Annotated in this window: 17 protein-coding genes and 1 pseudogene; 5 read left to right on the top strand and 13 right to left on the bottom strand. The window is 68.7% G+C overall.

Annotated elements, in window-relative coordinates; genetic code table 11:
• Window positions 1-93 precede the first annotated feature (93 nt).
• Window positions 94-300 (top strand): annotated as a pseudogene (locus tag ABZ881_RS07315) (transposase); the annotation flags it as partial.
• A gap of 253 nt (window positions 301-553) precedes the next feature.
• Here the strand turns inward: ABZ881_RS07315 and ABZ881_RS07310 are convergent.
• From ABZ881_RS07310 to ABZ881_RS07285, 6 genes are all read right to left on the bottom strand, one after another.
• Window positions 554-1,501, bottom strand: a complete 948-nt coding sequence (locus tag ABZ881_RS07310) for an electron transfer flavoprotein subunit alpha/FixB family protein (protein ID WP_358482550.1) — start codon at window positions 1,499-1,501, stop codon at window positions 554-556.
• Between the two features lie 51 nt (window positions 1,502-1,552).
• On the bottom strand, window positions 1,553-2,341 hold the full coding sequence (locus ABZ881_RS07305) for an electron transfer flavoprotein subunit beta/FixA family protein (RefSeq protein WP_358482548.1): 789 nt from the start codon (window positions 2,339-2,341) through the stop codon (window positions 1,553-1,555).
• An 89-nt stretch (window positions 2,342-2,430) separates the two neighbouring features.
• Window positions 2,431-3,591, bottom strand: coding sequence for an acyl-CoA dehydrogenase family protein (locus tag ABZ881_RS07300; RefSeq protein ID WP_358482546.1), 1,161 nt, complete (start codon window positions 3,589-3,591; stop codon window positions 2,431-2,433).
• A 36-nt stretch (window positions 3,592-3,627) separates the two neighbouring features.
• Entirely contained in the window at window positions 3,628-4,824 is a 1,197-nt protein-coding gene (locus tag ABZ881_RS07295; protein ID WP_358482544.1) for a CaiB/BaiF CoA-transferase family protein, read from the bottom strand.
• Window positions 4,825-5,186: 362 nt separating this feature from the next.
• A complete protein-coding gene (locus ABZ881_RS07290; protein WP_358482543.1) occupies window positions 5,187-5,825 on the bottom strand; it encodes a response regulator transcription factor in 639 nt (212 codons plus the stop codon).
• Window positions 5,822-7,444, bottom strand: a complete 1,623-nt coding sequence (locus ABZ881_RS07285; protein WP_358482542.1) for a GAF domain-containing protein — start codon at window positions 7,442-7,444, stop codon at window positions 5,822-5,824. Before ABZ881_RS07285 ends, ABZ881_RS07290 begins: the two co-directional genes overlap by 4 nt.
• A gap of 475 nt (window positions 7,445-7,919) precedes the next feature.
• On the opposite strand from ABZ881_RS07285, the gene wrbA reads away from it, so the two are divergent.
• Genes wrbA through ABZ881_RS07265 form a run of 4 tightly spaced genes read left to right on the top strand, consistent with a single transcriptional unit; the run spans window position 7,920 to window position 11,347 of the window.
• On the top strand, window positions 7,920-8,543 hold the full coding sequence (gene wrbA, locus ABZ881_RS07280) for an NAD(P)H:quinone oxidoreductase (protein WP_358482540.1): 624 nt from the start codon (window positions 7,920-7,922) through the stop codon (window positions 8,541-8,543).
• A gap of 53 nt (window positions 8,544-8,596) precedes the next feature.
• Complete coding sequence (locus ABZ881_RS07275; RefSeq protein ID WP_358482539.1) at window positions 8,597-8,821, top strand: hypothetical protein; 225 nt, start codon at window positions 8,597-8,599, stop codon at window positions 8,819-8,821.
• Entirely contained in the window at window positions 8,818-10,248 is a 1,431-nt protein-coding gene (locus ABZ881_RS07270) for an amidase (protein WP_358482538.1), read from the top strand. Before ABZ881_RS07275 ends, ABZ881_RS07270 begins: the two co-directional genes overlap by 4 nt.
• A gap of 52 nt (window positions 10,249-10,300) precedes the next feature.
• Window positions 10,301-11,347 (top strand): LLM class flavin-dependent oxidoreductase, encoded by a 1,047-nt coding sequence (locus tag ABZ881_RS07265; RefSeq protein WP_358482535.1) that lies wholly within the window; start codon window positions 10,301-10,303, stop codon window positions 11,345-11,347.
• On the opposite strand, the gene ABZ881_RS07260 is transcribed toward ABZ881_RS07265, so the two are convergent.
• The 7 genes from ABZ881_RS07260 to ABZ881_RS07230 all read right to left on the bottom strand — a co-directional run bounded on the left by ABZ881_RS07260 (window position 11,325) and on the right by ABZ881_RS07230 (window position 17,111).
• Window positions 11,325-11,780: a hypothetical protein gene (locus ABZ881_RS07260; RefSeq protein ID WP_358482534.1), complete on the bottom strand. Its 456-nt coding sequence runs from the start codon at window positions 11,778-11,780 to the stop codon at window positions 11,325-11,327. The two genes, ABZ881_RS07265 and ABZ881_RS07260, sit on opposite strands and share 23 nt — an antisense overlap.
• 22 nt (window positions 11,781-11,802) lie before the next feature.
• The gene (locus ABZ881_RS07255; protein ID WP_358482532.1) at window positions 11,803-12,249 is read right to left on the bottom strand and encodes a GntR family transcriptional regulator; all 447 of its coding nucleotides are present in this window, start codon (window positions 12,247-12,249) and stop codon (window positions 11,803-11,805) included.
• A 178-nt stretch (window positions 12,250-12,427) separates the two neighbouring features.
• Window positions 12,428-13,504 carry a MerR family transcriptional regulator gene (locus ABZ881_RS07250; RefSeq protein WP_358482574.1) on the bottom strand — a complete coding sequence of 359 codons (1,077 nt, stop codon included), beginning with the start codon at window positions 13,502-13,504 and terminating at the stop codon, window positions 12,428-12,430.
• Window positions 13,505-13,678: 174 nt separating this feature from the next.
• Window positions 13,679-14,809 (bottom strand): tyrosine-type recombinase/integrase, encoded by a 1,131-nt coding sequence (locus tag ABZ881_RS07245; protein ID WP_358482530.1) that lies wholly within the window; start codon window positions 14,807-14,809, stop codon window positions 13,679-13,681.
• Window positions 14,810-14,816: 7 nt separating this feature from the next.
• Window positions 14,817-15,482, bottom strand: a complete 666-nt coding sequence (locus ABZ881_RS07240; protein ID WP_358482529.1) for a hypothetical protein — start codon at window positions 15,480-15,482, stop codon at window positions 14,817-14,819.
• A gap of 283 nt (window positions 15,483-15,765) precedes the next feature.
• On the bottom strand, window positions 15,766-16,290 hold the full coding sequence (locus ABZ881_RS07235) for a (2Fe-2S)-binding protein (protein WP_358482527.1): 525 nt from the start codon (window positions 16,288-16,290) through the stop codon (window positions 15,766-15,768).
• Window positions 16,287-17,111, bottom strand: a complete 825-nt coding sequence (locus ABZ881_RS07230; RefSeq protein ID WP_358482526.1) for an FAD binding domain-containing protein — start codon at window positions 17,109-17,111, stop codon at window positions 16,287-16,289. Before ABZ881_RS07230 ends, ABZ881_RS07235 begins: the two co-directional genes overlap by 4 nt.
• Window positions 17,112-17,114 lie beyond the last annotated feature (3 nt).

Raw genomic sequence — 17,114 nt, 5'->3', positions numbered from 1 at the left:
AACATCATCATCAGACACATGTGGACCGACGCGAGACGCTCCACGACAACCACACCGACCAACTTGGCGACTGCTGCTTGACAAGAGAGCTTCGAGTCCTTGAATGCTCGCTATCGGCGCGCGGTCCGCGCCCGCGGGCACTTCCCCACCGAGCAGGCCGCGCTGAAGTGTCTCTACCTGGCCACCCGGTCCCTGGACCCGACCGGGAAGGGCAAGGCGCGGTGGTCGATGCGCTGGAAGCCAGCACTGAACGCGTTCGCGATCACCTTCGAAGGCCGTATCGTCGCGAGCAACACCTGAACCCCATCAACGCCGGTTACACCGTTGATCGGACAGTCCCTCGACTCGGCCCCGGTCAGCTAGCCAGCACTCCGAGCCGGCGGGGGAGCCTCAATCGGCGGCCGACCACCCATCACCCGCGTCAACAACGCTCTTGGGAGTTACAACTAGACGTTTGAAGATCGGCGCCTCGTTCGCAACTTGGCGCGGTTCAGATGGTCGGGGCAATGCAGACCCACTCAATCCAGGCTGGCGTGCTTCCACGCACCGTGGGTCAGCTCTTGCGCTTGGTGACCTCGTCCTGCAGCTGCGGGGCGACCTTGAACAGGTCGCCGACGATGCCGAAGTCGGCGACCTCGAAGATCGGGGCCTCCTCGTCCTTGTTCACCGCGACGATCGTCTTCGACGTCTGCATCCCGGCCCGGTGCTGGATCGCACCCGAGATGCCCAGGGCGATGTAGAGCTGCGGCGACACGCTCTTGCCGGTCTGGCCCACCTGGAACTGCGGCGGGTAGTAGCCCGAGTCCACCGCGGCACGCGACGCACCGACCGCGGCACCGAGCGAGTCCGCGAGGCCCTCGACGACGGAGAAGTCGTCGGCCGAGCCCACACCACGGCCACCGGAGACGATCACCGTCGCCTCGGTCAGCTCCGGACGCGACCCACCCTGCAGCGGCTCACGACCGGTCACCGTGGCCTGCCGCCCGGACGCGGCCGGAACCTCCACGCTCTCGCGGGCACCGGCACCGGCCGTGGCCTCGATGTCGATCGCACCCGGCCGCACGGTGATCACCGGGTGCCCGGACGTCGCCTTCGCCTCGGCGGTGTAGGCACCACCGAACACCGAGTGCGACACCCCGTCCGCACCGACCCCGACCACGTCGGACAGCAGCCCCGACCCGGTCCGCACGGCCAGCCGCCCGGCGGTCTCCTTGCCGTTGGCCGACGCCGTGATCAGCACCGCCGCCGGGCTCACCGACCCGACCAGCGACTCCAGCACCCCCACCTCGGGCGCCAGGAAGTCGGTCGAGTCGGTCTCGGCGACATAGACCTTCTCCGCGCCGTGCTCGGCCAGCCCCTCGGCCAGCTTGTCCGCCACCCCGGCGGCACCCACCACCACCGCCGACGGCTCACCCAGCGCGCGGGCGGCGGTCAGCAGCTCGTACGTCGTCTTCTTGATCTGCCCGTCGACGTGGTCGACGAGAACCAGGACCTCAGCCATGAGTCGAATCTCCTAGAAAGGGCGAAGTGGTTGTCGAACCGTGGACCGGGATCAGATCAGCTTCTGACCGACCAGGAACTCGGCGATCTTCGCGCCGCCGTCGCCCTCGTCGGTGACCTTCTCACCGGCCTGCTTCGGCGGCTTCGGCGCCGAGCTCGTCACCGTCACCAGCGCGTTGGCCAGACCGACCTCCGAGGCATCGATCCCCGCCCCGGCCAGATCCAGGCTCGTCACCGGCTTCTTCTTCGCCGCCATGATCCCCTTGAACGACGGGTACCGCGGCTCGTTCGACTTCTCCCCCACCGACACCACCGCGGGCAGCTCCGCGGACAGGTGGGTCACCCCGTCGTCGGTCTCCCGCTTCACCGTCACCGTCGAGCCCGACACCGACAGCTCGTTGGCATGGGTCAACGCCGGCACACCCAGCAGGTCCGCGATCATCGCCGGCACCGCGGCGACCTGACCGTCCGACGCCGAGTTCCCGGCGATGACCAGGTCCCAGTCCTCGACGGTGCCGATCAGCTTGGTCAACGCCCGAGCGGTCTGCACCGCGCACGAGCCGTGGATCGCCTCGTCCGACAGGTGCACCGCGGAGTCCGCGCCCATCGACAGCGCCTTGCGGATCGCGTCCGAGGCCCGGCCCGGCCCCATGCACACCACGACCACCTCGCCGTCGCCGGCCGCCTCCTTGAGCTGGAGGGCCTGCTCCACGGCACGCTCGTTGCTCTCGTCGATGACCGCCTCGGTGCCCTCCCGGTCGAGGGTGTGATCAGAGCCGGACAACGTCCGCTCCGAGTAGGTGTCGGCCACCTGCTTCACCAGGGTCACAATCTTCATCAAGGGCCTCTGTGCCTCTTCGATCTCGTGGGGTGTGGCGGCGATGCGTGACCCTTCCTGCGGTCGCTCGACCGCAGACGGCGGGTACGGGGTCAGGTCCGGTCCAGCCCGCCGCGCTTGACCAGCTGGGCGGCGATGACGTTGCGCTGGATCTCGTTGGTGCCCTCGCCGACGATCATCAGCGGGGCGTCGCGGAAGTAGCGCTCGACGTCGAACTCGGTCGAGTAGCCGTAGCCGCCGTGGATGCGCACAGCGTTGAGTGCCACCTCCATGGCGACCTCGGAGGTGAACAGCTTCGCCATGCCGGCCTCCATGTCGCAGCGCTGGCCGGTCTCGTACTTCTCGGCGGTGTGCAGGATCAGCTGCCGGGCGGCGGTGATCTTGGTGGCCATGTCGGCGAGGTAGTTGCCGACCGACTGGTGCTGCCAGATCGGCTTGCCGAAGCTCTCCCGGTCCTGGGCGTAGCGTAGGGCGTCGGCCAGCGCGGCGTCGGCGACCCCGAGCGCGCGGGAGGCGACCTGGATGCGGCCGGTCTCGAGGCCCTTCATCATCTGGCCGAAGCCCTTGCCGGGGGTGCCGCCGAGGACGGCGTCGGCGGGGACCCGCATGTCGTCGAAGATCAGCTCACAGGACTCGACGCCCTTGTAGCCGAGCTTGGGCAGGTCCTTGGAGACGGTGAGGCCGGGGCCGTGCTCCACCAGCAGTACCGAGATGCCGCGATGCTTGGGCTCGGCCGCCGGGTCGGTCTTGCACAGCAGTGCGATCAGCCCGGAGCGGCGTGCGTTGGAGATCCAGGTCTTCGACCCGTTGACGACGTAGTGGTCGCCGTCGGCCGAGGCGTGCGTGGACATGTTCTGCAGGTCCGAGCCGCCACCGGGCTCGGTCAGTGCCATCGTGGCGCGCAGCTCGCCGGTGGCCATCCGGGGCAGGTAGCGGTCCTGCTGTTCGCGGGTGCCGAACTCGACGAGCAGCTTGGCGACGACGGTGTGCCCACCCATCGCGCCGGCCAGGCTCATCCAGCCCCGCGCGAGCTCGGCGGTGACCAGCGCGTAGCACGGCATCGAGACCGGGGCCTCGCCCCAGGGCTCGGGGATCGCGAGCCCGTAGATGCCGAGCTCCTTCATCTGCTCGATCCACTTCTCGGGGTACTCATTGCGGTGCTCGACCTCGTTGACCGCCGGCTTCACCTCCCGGTCGACGAAGTCGCGAACGGTGTCGACGACGGCCTGCTCCTCGATGCTCAACACACTCATCAGACGAATCTCCTATTCTCGTGCTGGTCGGGCCGATCAGACGACGTGGGCGGCACGGAGCAGGGCGATCCGGTCGCCGTGGCCGAGCTCGGCCAGGATGGTGTCGGTGTGTGCGCCCAGCGCGGGCACATCTCCCATGACCGGCGCGACACCGGCCAGATCGACCGGTGGCTGCAGTGCCTGCATCGTCGCGCCGGGTATGCCGACTTCGTGCCAGCGGTGACGGCCTTCGAGGACTGGGTGAGTCGCGAGGTCGGCGACGTCGTTGATGCCGGCGTTGGCGATGCCGGCATCGTCGAGTTGCTGCTTGGCCTGCGACGTCGGTAGCGCGGACAGCTGGGTGGCGATCAACGTGTCAAGCTCATCGCGATGGGCGACCCGGGCCGAGTTCGTGGCAAAGCGTGTGTCGTCGGCGATAGCCGGGTCACCGAGAACTTCGGCACACAGCCGACGCCATTCGCGGTCGTTCTGGACGACCAGCAGGATCGTGCCGTCGGCGGTACCGAACGGACCGTACGGCGCGATCGTGGCGTGCCGGGCACCCGACCGCGGCGGGGTCCGGCCCGAGTAGTGGGCATAGTAGACGGGATTGCTCATCCATTCGGCGAGCGCTTCGAACAGCGACACTTCGACCGCCGATACCGCCCCCGTGGTGGCCCGGCGCAGCAGCGCGGTGAGGATTCCGGAATAGGCGTACATGCCGGCGGCGATGTCGGCGACGGAGATTCCGACCTTGGCCATGTGTTCGGTGGTGCCGGTGACCGAAAGCAGCCCGGTCTCGCATTGGACCAGCAGGTCGTAGGCCTTGCGGTTCGCCCAGGGGCCGGTCGACCCCCACCCGGTGACCGAGCACGGGATGACTCGTGGGTGGTGCACGGCCAGCGTTGCCGGGTCGAGCCCGAGCCGACCTGCGGCTCCGGGGCCGAGGTTCTGGATTAGGACGTCAGCGGTGTCGAGCAGTTCGGTGAGGATCTGCCGACCCTGCTCGGACTTGACGTCAAGGGTGAGCGATTCCTTACCGCGGTTGAGCCATACGAAGTAGCTGGCGTTGCCATGGACGGCTTCGTCGTATCCGCGGGCGAAGTCCCCCCCGTCCGGTCGCTCGATCTTGATGACGCGGGCACCGAGATCCGCGAGCTGGCGGGTCGCGAACGGCGCAGCGACTGCCTGTTCCAGACTGACGACGGTTATGCCGTCCAGCGGCGGTGTCTTCGTGGCAGGGGTGCGGGTCATGGAGATGGCCTCTCAACGAAGACCGGACGGTGGGCGAGTGGCGGGGCCGGGTCCGGCAGTTCTCGACGGTCGTGACGTTTGGGAGTCGTGGCGAGGCGGTGCCCGTCGTGGCCAGGGCGGCGCCGAACGGGATGCACGCTCGCCTGTGAGTCTGGGCGGTGACTGTCGATGTGTGAAATGACTCTTCGAAGGCATATCAATGCGTCGATCGCATCATGGCCTGTCCCAGGAGCGTCGGTCTCTGAGACCGGACGCCAGGTGGTAAGTACCGTCACACGGAGCAACGTCGATGCGGGCGGACACTGCTTGGAGTGGACGCGCGGCGTGGCCGGGCACTGCCGTCGGCCTGGCCCAGCGCAGGTTTACGGATCGAGAAGGTGCAGATCGGCGGCGACGCGGACCAGCTCGGCGCGCCGGCGCACGTGATGGCGACGCATCATCGACGCCACGTGGTACTTCACGGTATGTGGGCTGATGTGGAGCAGCGCCCCGATCTCGTGGTTGTCTGCGCCGCGACCGATGGCACGCACGATGCTCAGTTCGCGTTCCCCGAACTCTGCAGCGGGGGAGCGGCCCCGGGCGGAGCGCCGCAGCAGGGGAGCGGCTAGCTCGGAGTCGAAGTAGCTTCCGGTCTGCTGGACCGTGCGTAAGATTTCCGGCAGGCGCCGGACCGAGGTTTCCTTGACCACGTAACCGGAGGCTCCGGCGTCGATGGCTTGGGAGAGCAGTTCGGTGTTGCCGTACGCGCTGAACAGGATCACCGCGGGGGCGGTGTCACACGCGACGAGCTCCCGGCACAGGTCGATCCCGCTGCCGGTGGAGTGCTCGCCGATCCGCAGGTCGACGATGGCGACGTCTGGCTGCACGCGAGCGATCAGGGACGCGCCGTCGTTCCTGGTGGTCGCCGCCCCGAGGAACTCGAGATCAGGTTCGCGCTCGGCCATCGCCTGGAGACCGTCGTGCACGATCTCGTGGTCGTCGACGACGCAGAATCCGATCACGAGGAGATCCTCTCCGGTCCCGGCCATGTCGGGACGGCCGCGTGGACCTCGATCCCAAGCGGGTCGGCCTTGTGCACGGCCAGACGCCCGTGCACCCGTTCGACCGCGGCCCTCATAGCCCGCAACCCCAGATGAGGGTGATCGGTCGTGGGTCGCCCGGGCCCTTTTCCTGTTCCGAGTCTGCCGGCACCGTCATCGACCACCAGCAGGCGGCTGGTGAGAGAACCGGGTACAAGGCGAATGATTACATGATGTCCGCCGGAATGTCTTTCTGCGTTGATGACGGCTTCCAGCCCGACACGTACCAGGGCCTCCGCTGAAGCACGAGCGAGCTCGATGTCTTCACCATCGAGCTCGGGAGAGCGTGAAAGCCGTCCCTGCGGCGCCGTCAAGATCTGCTCGAGCACTTCGGATGCCCGGACGCCGCCGATATCGCCGCGGTTGAGGAGGCTGCCGAGTTCTCCGCGCAGTTGTCCGAGGCAGGACTCCGCAGCTTCAGCGATCGTTGCAAGATCGGCAGCGACCTCGCTCGTACCCAGGGCATAGCGAGCTTGCTCGGCACGGAAGCCAATGGTGATCAGTCCGCGGACCACGGTGTCGTGCAAGTTGTAGGCCACGTCTTCTCGGATCCGTCGCTCCAGAGCGTCGGCGCGCTGGTTCTCTGCGAGCCGCCGGCGCAGGCCGAGCGCGGCATGATCGGTGAACTCCGCCAGAAGGTCCTCGTCGACCTGGGTGAACGCCCGCATCTGCCGGTCACCGACGTAAAGCACGCCGGCGATATGATCGTCGACTGTGATGGGTGCCGCCATAGCCGAGACGATGCCCTCGCCTCGGGTGATCGTGACAGGAGCAGCGTGGAGGCGCTCGTCCTCTGCGTAGTTGGCGGAGCGCACCGGTCGTTGCACTGCGCGGGCGAGTCCTCCGAGGCCCTGTCCGTGGTGCACCCGTACGTGCCGGAAGTCCGGGGTCCTGATCCCCAGCATCTGATCGAAAGCGAACGTGTCTGGTCCGCCGTCGGGAAGCGACAGGTAGGCGACCTCGGACCCGACGAGCAAGTGGGCGGCGTCGAGGACAGCTGCGATCGCGCCGCGGACGTCGGTCGCCTCTACAGCGGCTTCGGCGACCCTACGGGCGGCTTCGCGTAGCTCCCGGTCGACCTGCCGCGACCCGGTCGCTCGACTGCTACGCACTGTCGCCGCCACCAACCGTCCCAGCTCGCTGCGGGCCGTCGGGTCCTCGACCCAGGGCGTCGGCGCGCGCCCCCCGGTCTGGCCGACCAGGACGGTGCCGACCCCCGACGCGTCACGCCAGGGAATCACCAGGGCGGTGGCGAACCGTGCCCTGAGCTCGCGCATGGCCGAGCGGACCTCGAGCTCCACCACGACACGAGGCTTGCGCCCCGGGAGAGGGCGACTCGTCGTCACCGGCTCGTTGGCAAGGAACGCGGCGGCCGGATCGACGGCGGTAGAGGCGAGCGCCATCAACTCGTCGCTGCGCCGCCTCGGCCGGTACAGAACCAGGCCCATGTCGGCGGCCAGCAGGACTCGGACCTCCTCGAGGACGGGACCAAGGGCTTCGTGGATCGCCCGCGACCCGCCGCCGTCGACCACGTACTCCATCCACGCCACCTCCCACGGGCAGGATCGTCGATCCCGCGAGCGACGACCAGCTCCGGCCTGCGCGACTGCCCGTCTGGCTAGTCGAGCCATAGCTGAACGACCGGGATACCTTGCCGACGAGACTAGGCGCCCGACTGATTCACTGCCCTGCAACCAGCCTGATGTCGACGGAGACTCGAGGAGGAGCAGTGCCGGCAGCCGGCGCGGGGAGCCCGCCGAATACGCGTTGCCCCAGGAGAACGCCGCCCGACTTGCGCCTCTCGGCGCCCGGCTGTGACGGACCGATCAGTCCGGCCTTCCCACAGACGCGTCCGGGCTCCTGATGTGTTCGAGCTGCGGCTTCTTGTCGCCGGCACTCCCCACCGACCCGGCGCCTCCCGGCTTGTGACGGCCTGACCCCGAGAGCGGTCACCTCGTCACGACATCCGGGCTCGCTCTGGCGATCGCTGTCACTGCTTCTGCCGAAAGGAACTTAGTGAGCGTCAAGGTCCTTGCCCTTTACTACAGCGCAACCGGCAACACGGCTGCGATGGCGTCAGCGTTGGCTGACGGTGCTTCGGAGTCGGGCGCAGAGATCCGGCTCCGACAGGCAGCTGAGACAGCACCGGAGGAAGCCATCAATTCCAACCCTCGCTGGCGGGCGTACTTCGACTCCAGCGATCGGGCACCGGCGCCCGCGCTCGCTGACCTCGAGTGGGCCGACGGCATCGCGGTGGGCAGCCCGACCCGCTTCGGGGGCCCGGCTGCGCAGCTGAAGTCGTTCCTCGACTCCTCGGGTGGCCTGTGGGCGAGGGGCGCGTTGGCGAACAAGGTCACCACCGCGTTCACAACCGCGTCCACGGCCCACGGTGGCCTGGAGTCCACCGTCCTGGCGATGAACAACACCTTCTATCACTGGGGGGCCATCGTCCTCCCGCTCGGTTACGCCGCTGACAAGCATCTTCTCGACTCGGGGAACCCGTACGGGAGTTCATTCGTCTCGCGTCGCTCGGCCGCTCCGGACGAATCGACGCTCGAGGCGTGCCGCATCCAGGGGCGTCGTCTCGCCCAGGTCGCTGGGTTCATCGCCGCGGGTCTGTCCGCGAAGAATGCAGCGTGACCCGCTCCGGGATCGGACACGCTGGCTCGCCGACAACGAACGGACGGAGATCGGTGACTTCCGACGAGCTCGAGAACGAGAACGTGCTGGGACGCGAGGCCACACGCCTTGGCTTCGTGCTGAGCACGGCCCAGCGGACCGAGATGCGCGAGCGAATGCTGAGGATCGAACCTCTGCTCAAGCGCTACCGACGTGCGCCCCTCGAGCCCACCCGGGACGCGGTGGATCCCGCGGTCGGTGACCAGTGGCTTCGCCCGGGAAAGGACGACAACCGATGAGCGCGGTGCGGCCCACGGCGACGCACGAATGCGATGCCCTCCAGCTCCAGGAACTCTACCGGCGCGGCGACCTGTCACCGCGCGACGTGGTCGAGGACTGCATCAGCCGGATCGAGAGGATGAACCCGGAGATCAACTCTGTGCTCGTCGTCCTCGTCGAGCGCGCCCGCGCCGCGGCCGCGGAATCCGAGCGCCGATGGCGCGAAGGGGCACCGCGTCCCCTCGAGGGTGTGCCGATCGGGGTCAAGGACGTCGCCGACATCGCGGGTGTCCCGACCACTGGCGGCTCGGCGCTGTATCTCGACCACATTGCCGACCGCGATGCCGAGGTGATCCGCCGGACCGAGAACGCGGGCGGCGTGGTGATCGCGAAGGACGCCACGACCGAGTTCGCCATCGGCGGCCCCCACAACCCGACGTTCGGTGCTGTGCGTAACCCCTGGGATCTTAATCGCTGGAGCGGAGGATCCTCGACAGGCGCCGCGGCGTCGGTGGCCGCGCGGATGTACCCGCTCGCCATCGGGTCGGACGCGGCTGGCTCGATCCGCATGCCCGCCTCCTGGTGCGGTGTGACCGGACTTAAGCCCACGACTGGAGCTGTGCCCCGGACCGGGGTGCTCCCCCTGTCGTGGACCACCGAGACAGTGGGCCCCATCGGGCGTAGCGCCACGGATGTGGCCCGGTTCTTCGCGGTGCTGCGCGGGCTGGATACTGCGGATCCACGTTCGGTTCCCACCCCGGCCGACGGCCTGGACACTCTCGCATCCGGGCGGGTTTCCAACGACCTCGAAGGCGTACGGATCGGCATCGCGCGCGACTACTTCCTCGAGGACTGCGACAGCGACGTCCGGCAGAACTTCGAGTCCGCCGTCAATGCGCTGCGCTCCGCCGGCGCGCTCGTCTCCGACGTGATGTTGCCGCTGGCGCCCGATGCCATGCAGATCGGCTACCTCGTCCTGTTCACCGAGGCCGCCGCAGTCCACCGCATCAACGCGGACCGACTGGGCCGGTGCGACCCGGTCATGGTCCGTCGACTCAGCGAGGGAGTCCTCACGTCGGCAACGGATTATATCCGAGCACTGCAGTACCGAGTCCAGCTGCAACGAAGTTTCGCCGAAGCATTCTCGAAGGTAGATCTCATTGCCGTTCCCACTACCCCGGGTACGGCACCGAACCTCGACGATCTGACCATCCATATCGATAGCATCCCGAAGCCGATGCACGACGTCCAGTCCCGATCCGGAATGGTCTGCAATCTCGCCGGAGTGCCGGCCGTAGCATTTCCATCGGGGCTCGACCGCGCAGGCTGCCCGACCTCGATCCAGCTGATCGCACCTCCACACAAGGAACTGGAGGCGCTCACTGCAGCGGCAGTCTACCAATCCAGGACGGAGCACCACCTCCGAGCTCCCGACATCGCCGCCTGAGACAGCGCGAGCAACTCAGAAATAATGATCGACACCACGCCGAGGAGACGACATGGAGTACGGAATCTTTACCCCGACCATGAACAATGGTTGGGTGATCTCGAAGACGTCGCCGCAGTTCAAGCCCGACTGGTTCCTGATGGAGCAGTGCGGTGCGAAGGCGGAGTACTATGGCTTTGATTTCATGCTCGCGCCGGTCAAGTTCCGGGGCTTCGATGGCGAGACCGAGTTCTGGAACTACACACTGGATTCCTTCTCGGTCATGGCCGGACTGGCCGTGAGCACGAGCCGGATCAAGCTGTACGCATCTATTCCGCAGCTGATGCTCCCCCCGCCCGTCGCCGCGAAGATGGCGGTGACGATCAATGAAATGTCCGGTGGTCGCTTTGGCGTGAACCTCGTCTCCGGCTGGGAAAAGGAGGAGTACACCCAGATGGGGATCTGGCCAGGGGACGAGCACTTCAAGAACCGATACGACCGCGCGAGCGAATACCTTCAGGTGATGCGCGAGCTGTGGGCGACCGGCCGATCGGAATTCAAGGGTAAATTCTACCAGATGGACGACTGCCGGCTCGGGCCGACGCCGACCAGTCCCATCGAAGTCGTCTGCGCAGGCCAATCCGACCGCGGTATGCAGTTCACCGCGGAATGGGCGGACTACCAGTTCCTGAGCTGCAAGGCCGACCCGCAGGAACTTCGACAACTGAACGGACGACTGAAGGCGGCCTCGGACAAGACGGGGCGCAAGATCGGCTCGTACCCGTTGTTCGCGGTCGTGCTCCGCGACACTGACGAAGAGGCCAAGGCCGCGGTCGATGACTGGCGAGCGAACCAGGACCTCGACGCGGTGCAGACCCTAGGCGGTCACGCGAGCACGGACTCGGCAGAGGATCAGAAGTCGATCCGTAACCAGCTGCTCGGCTCCGACGCGTTCATGATCGGTTGGGACGTGATCGGCGGCTCGCCGCAGACGGTGGCAGACAAGATCAACGCACTGGCCGAGGTGGAGGGCACCTCGGGGATCATGTTTACTTTCCAGGACTACCTGGTCGACATGGACAAGTTCGGCAAGGAAGTCATGCCCCTGCTGAAGCGGTGACCATCAGGCTGTCACGGGCGGCGGTCCGCCGCACCGCGGACCGCCGCGACGGCGGACGCGCCTGGGGCCGCCGATGCAGTCCGTGGCGCACGGCCGTCGGGTGGCGCCACCAGCAGCCGATTCGGCAGAGAACCCGTGGCGAAGCTCCGAGCCGGCTCGGTCGCGGCAGGCGATGGCGCAGCCCACCGGGCAGCTCCCAGTTCCACAGGTCCGGCACGAACCGGTGACGCCAGGAGAGCAGGACACTGCGGCCCCCGTCGTCCAAGACGACAGTCATCGCCGCCGCGGGCAGCGTGACGGTGTGGTGCTCGAAGCGCTGGCCCGACGGCTGGGAGATGTCAGCCAAGCCGACGCTGACCCACTTGTTGTCGTAGATCATACGCTCGCCGTGCACGTGCCACACGTCCGGCGAGACGCCCTCCGGGCTCGTCATTCAGCGACCGTAGCGCTCTCGGTCAGGACTCAGCCGATCGCACGAACGCACCGGCACCGTGGCGTACGACCACAACGCCAGAGTCAACCAGCACCTTGAACGCCCGCCGAGCCGTGTTGCGGGAGACGTCGTACTGCTCCATGACGGTCGCCTCGCTCGGCAGCGGGGCGCCCGGGGGATACACACCGGTGTGTATCTGGTCGGCGAGGTCGTGTGCGATACGTCTGTACGCGCTCGTCCGGTCCACGCCGGACCCGCCGACAACTCGTCGACCGACACCGGGGACGACTTCGATCAAACCCTCATCCACGAGTGTCAGTAGGGCAGCGCGCACCGTGCCCCGAGCAACGTCGTACTGCTCGGCGAGCCCGGCCTCCGACGGCAGCAACGCGCCGGAAGTCAGCTCGTCGGCACGGACGCGAGTCCGCAGCTCGTCGGCGATCCGTCGTGACGTCCCGCGAGGGGTCACAGTTCACACGCTCCCCAACTGGCTCTGGGACGGTCGGAGCGAGCGTAACGCGTGCACTACATGTCACCGCCGCTCATGGACGCAGGAGCGCAATCGGCGTATCGCCTACCGATACGACGTCGCCGACAGACTGGTGTCTGCTGCCAGCCCCGTCGACAGCCTGGCAGCAGACAATTCGTCAGCAGACGATGTCGGCGACGGCGACGGCCACGTTGTCGGGTGCACCTGCCGCGAGCGCCAGGTCGATCAGCGCCCGGCTCGCCTCAACTGGTCCGGGCGAGCCGATGAGCACCGCCGCGACCGCCTCCGGAGCGACCTGCCCGTGCAGACCGTCAGTGGCCAGCAGATACCGGTCACCCTCACGGACACTGTGAAGGGCCAGATCCGGGCCGTCCTGGCCCGGCGCAAGCGCGCGCAGCAGTGCGGTCCGTTGCGGATGCGACGCCGCCTCCTCCTCGGTCAGGGTTCCGGCCTCGACCATCGACCGGACCAGGGTGTGATCGTGAGTCAGCCGGGTGAGCACGCCGTCCCGGAGAAGCCAGGCCCGTGAGTCGCCGACATGGACCAGCGCGAGCCGCTGGTCAGAGGTCAGAACCAGTGCGGTCACCGTGCTACCGGAAACCGACGGGTCCACATCACCGGCGGACACCGGGCGCCGGACCGCTCCCGTGGTGTCCTGCACTGCACCGCGGACCGCATCCAGGGCGGCCAGCACCTCGCCCGGTCCACAGCCCTGCGCTCGTGCGACCGCCTCGATCGCTCGGGCGCTGACCTCGGCGCCGTCCGGGCCGAAGCCGTCGGCCACGACAGCGAACCACTCCTCACCCCCGGCACTGTCCTGCTGCCGGTCCCGGACCGGCCCCTGGGCGGTCGCCGCACCGCAGCGCAACCGCAATGTCAATCGCTTCTCCGTCTCGGGCATGCCGTCCTCCTCCAGTGCCTCGACGAGGGCAGCGACCAGACCACCACGCTCCACCCCGGCCGCCTCCTCCTGCGCCCACCAGTCGCGTACGACGACAGCCATCTCTGCCGGCGGCAGGTCGGAACATGCGCGAATCCGTACCAGCGGCATTCCGACCCGCCGCAGCCACGCGACACGTCGCGCGACCGGCAGCTGCGCAGCCGCGTAGTAGCGGTAGCCGGTCACCGGATCCGTCCGGCCCGGCCGGAGCAGGTCGAGATCGTCGTAGAGCCGCAGCGCTTTGCGGGTCAGACCTGTAGCGCGAGCGAACGCGCCGGTCGTGAACTCGTCCACGTCGCCTCCCTCATCACCGGGCACCGTGCCCGGCAGTAACGACGCTCCGGGCGGTCCCGGGGGCCGGGTCAAGCGGCTTCGCGATAAGGATCTCGCAGACCGCCACCGCGGCAGAGCCGCGGCAACCAGTCCAGGCACACAACGCCTTCGGTTCCGAGCGCTGCTACCTCGGAACTACCAGCGAAAGACCATCGGCGCGCTGTCGGGGGCTGCGAGGGGAAGGACCTCAATCTCATACCGGCCGATCCACAACTCACCTGCTCCGGCGTTCTCGGGGTCCTCCATCCGGGCGTTGCCCAGCAGGTGGCCACGGAAGGTCCCTGGATCCGTGAAGCTGCCCGTCACCACTCGGGCCGGGTACCGGCGACCACCCGGCCCCCGGACGACGACCGAGAAGTAGCTCTCGGCCGTCGCCGCGTCGGGGGTCGACTGCTCGCTCACCTCCGTACCCGGCCCGGCCGCACTTTCCTGCCCAGTGGACGGCGCGGCGACGGTCGGCCGCTCCCCCGCCGCCCCGACGAGCACACCCCACTCCCGCAACAGCTCGAACGCCCGGTGCACCGTGATCGGCGCGAGCCCCTGCTCGGCAGCCAGCACCTTGACCCCCGGCAGATGCCCACCCACCGGCACAGCCCCGGACTCGATCCGCTCCAACAGCTCGACCGCCAGCCGCTCCCGAGCCGACCGCGGATCCCGCCGCACCCGCTCCATCTCCGACCCCGACCCGGACGGCCGCTCCGGCATCCGTGACCCGAGCCCGCTCGCCGCGCGCTGGTCCGCCTCCGACACCCACGCCGCGTAGACCCGCAGCGTCGTCACCCCACCCCCGGAGTGTCCGAGCCGACCCGCGACCGTCCGCACGTCCACCCCCGCTGCGATCAGCTCCGTCGCCGAGTAGTGCCGCAGGTTGTGCAGGTGCGTGTTCAACCCCAGCCGCGCCGCCATCCGCGAGTACCGCTGCGTCACCGACCCCGGCACCAGACTCGTTGACCCGTCGGGCGCGAGCGAGAACACGAACGCCTCCGGCCGCAGCTCGACCCCGAGCGCACGGGCCCGCTCCTCGGACCGCTCCCGATGGTCACGCAGGACCTCGACCGTCTCGGCATCCAGCGCGAGACGCCGCTGCTGGTGGGTCTTGGTGTCCTTCTCCTGCAACGCCCGCCCGTCCTGGGCGATCGCCCGGCGGATCGTCAGCGTGCCGGAGTCGAGGTCGACGTTCGACCAGCGCAGCGCGCACAGCTCGCCCGACGGGCGCCGGTGGTCATGAGCAGCCAGACCAGCGCACCCCAGTCCAGGTCCCGCCACGCCTCGTTCAACAACCGCGCCGCCTCACCCGCCGACGGCGGCTGCGGGTCCGGCGGCGGCTTCGCGGGCGGCGAGACGAACTCGACCGGGTTGACGGACACCCAGGCCACCGCACACCCCGCGAGTACGCGCCGTTGAGTACGAAGTGGATGTGCCGGATCGTGGCCGGCGCGAGCGGGCGACAGCGGTGCGGACGGCACCGGTCGTCGCACTCGTGCTCGCGCGGTGTCCGGTGGTCGACGCGCTTCGCCGATCCCGAGCAGTGGTCCCGGCAGCGACGCAGCTCGGCGTAGAGCGAGTCCAGCGCCTCCGCCCCGACGGCGCCGGCCTTCGTCCGCCCCAGGAACGGGCGGACGTGCAGTTCCAGGTACCGGGTGTACGCGCGGTGCGTGGTCGCAGCGACGTCGAGGGTCTCCAGGTACCGGTCGAGGAGCTGGTCCAGCGTCGCGCTCGTGCGGGGGCTGCGCTGCTCGTCGACGGCGTTGAGGAGACGCGTCCGTGCCGCCTCGGCGCGGGCCTCCTGTCGCGGGCCGGGCTCGATCACCTCGACGAGGGTGTTCCGCTTCCCCGACACCGGGTCCTGCCCGCCGTACACGCGGACGCGCAGGGCACCGCTCGGGAGCCTGTCGATCGTCCCGCGCTGCCTCCGGCGACCGGCCTTCGCCCGTGTCATGACGCGAGGATACGAGCCATCTGTGTCACGAGACGTGTCACGCGGACTGGCGAGTGATCTTGCTGGGGATGAAACCCCTGCTCAGAAGCGTGGGCGCGGCAGGGTTCGAACCTGCGACCGCTCGGGTGTAAAGCGGGTGGGCGACGCCGTACGACGCCTCTACCTGCGGCGGTGGTTGCGCCATCGGTCGCCGGGGACTCCTGGAACCACGTGGTTCGCCGTGGTTTCGCACCACGAAGGACTCCACGCCGCGCACCGCTGGCTTGGGCTCGGTCGCGGCGAGCTATTCCTCAGGGAACGTGGCGCCCCAGGGCGCCGCTGTGTTGCTGTCGCGAACCGCCGGAGCGCACATTTCTTCGCGCGCACGCTCGACAGCGTCGACGATGCTCTGGTAACCGGTGCACCGGCAGATGTTGCCGGACATCTCGGCGCGGATCGTCTCGCGGTCGGCGTCGGGCTTCGTGTCGAGCAGGTGGCAGGCCGACATCAGCATGCCCGGTGTACAGAATCCGCACTGCAGCCCGTGGCAGGCCACGAACGCCTCCTGCACGGGATGCAGCTCGCCGTCGGTGCCCTGCAGCCCCTCGACGGTACTGACCGAAGCCCCGTCGACCTGGACGGCGAACATCAGGCACGCCCGGGCCGGCTCCCCGTCGACGAGGATGGTGCAGGCACCGCACACGCCGTGCTCGCATCCAAGGTGAGTCCCGGTCAGGCCGCAGTCGTCACGCAGCGCGTCTGCCAGGGTGCGGCGCGGTTCGACGTCGAGGTCGGCGCGCTCGCCGTTGACACTGAAGCTGATCTTCATCGGCTGTGCTCCTGCTCGGAATCGAACTGTACGAGTGCGCGGCGGGTCATTTCGGCGGCGATCCCACGGCGGAACTCGACCGAACCGTGCAGGTCTGCGGTCGGTTCGATCTCTTCGGCGGCGATGCGCGCCACCTCGGTGGCGGGCTTCCCGTCGGCCAGGGCCTGCTCGGCGGTGGTGGCGCGCTGGGGGACCGACGCGACTCCGCCGAAGGTGATCCGTGGCCGGCCGCGCACCTCGGTGACGACCGCGGTCACGAGGGCGAAGTCGCCGTGCCGGCGGGCGAACTCGGCGAAACCCCACCGGGCCGGCCGCGGGAACCGGACGGCAGTGATCATCTCGTCCTCGTCGAGGGAGGTCATCAGTGCGCTGACGAACAGCTCCTCGGCGTCGACGTCGCGCGATCCGTGCGGGCCGGCGACGGTGACCGACGCGCCGGTCGCGACGGCGACGACGGGCAGCTCGGCCGACGGATCGGCGTGAGCGATGCTGCCGCCGGTCGTTCCGCGGGACCGGATCGCGGTGTGGCCGATCCAGCGGGCGGCCTCGGCCAGCAGCGGGTGTTCGGGCTGCTCGACGAGCCGGCTGTGGCGCACGGTGGCGCCGACCTCGACGATGTCGTCGAGGCGGCGGATCGTCGACAGTCCCGGGACCCGGTTGACGTCGACCAGTACCGCGGGCCGGGCCATCCGGAGCGCGAGCACGGGGACCAGGCTCTGCCCGCCGGCGAGGATCTTGCCTTCGCCGGCGGCCTCGCCGAGGACCTTGACGGTCTCCTCGACGCTGCTCGCGCGGACGTAGTCGAACGGTGCGCACTTCATACG

It is taken from the genome of Pseudonocardia sp. NPDC046786 (assembly GCF_040645415.1).
GTDB lineage: Bacteria > Actinomycetota > Actinomycetes > Mycobacteriales > Pseudonocardiaceae > Pseudonocardia > Pseudonocardia kongjuensis.
The sequence above is the reverse complement of the archived record's forward strand: the minus strand, read 5'-3'. Positions and strand labels throughout refer to the sequence as shown.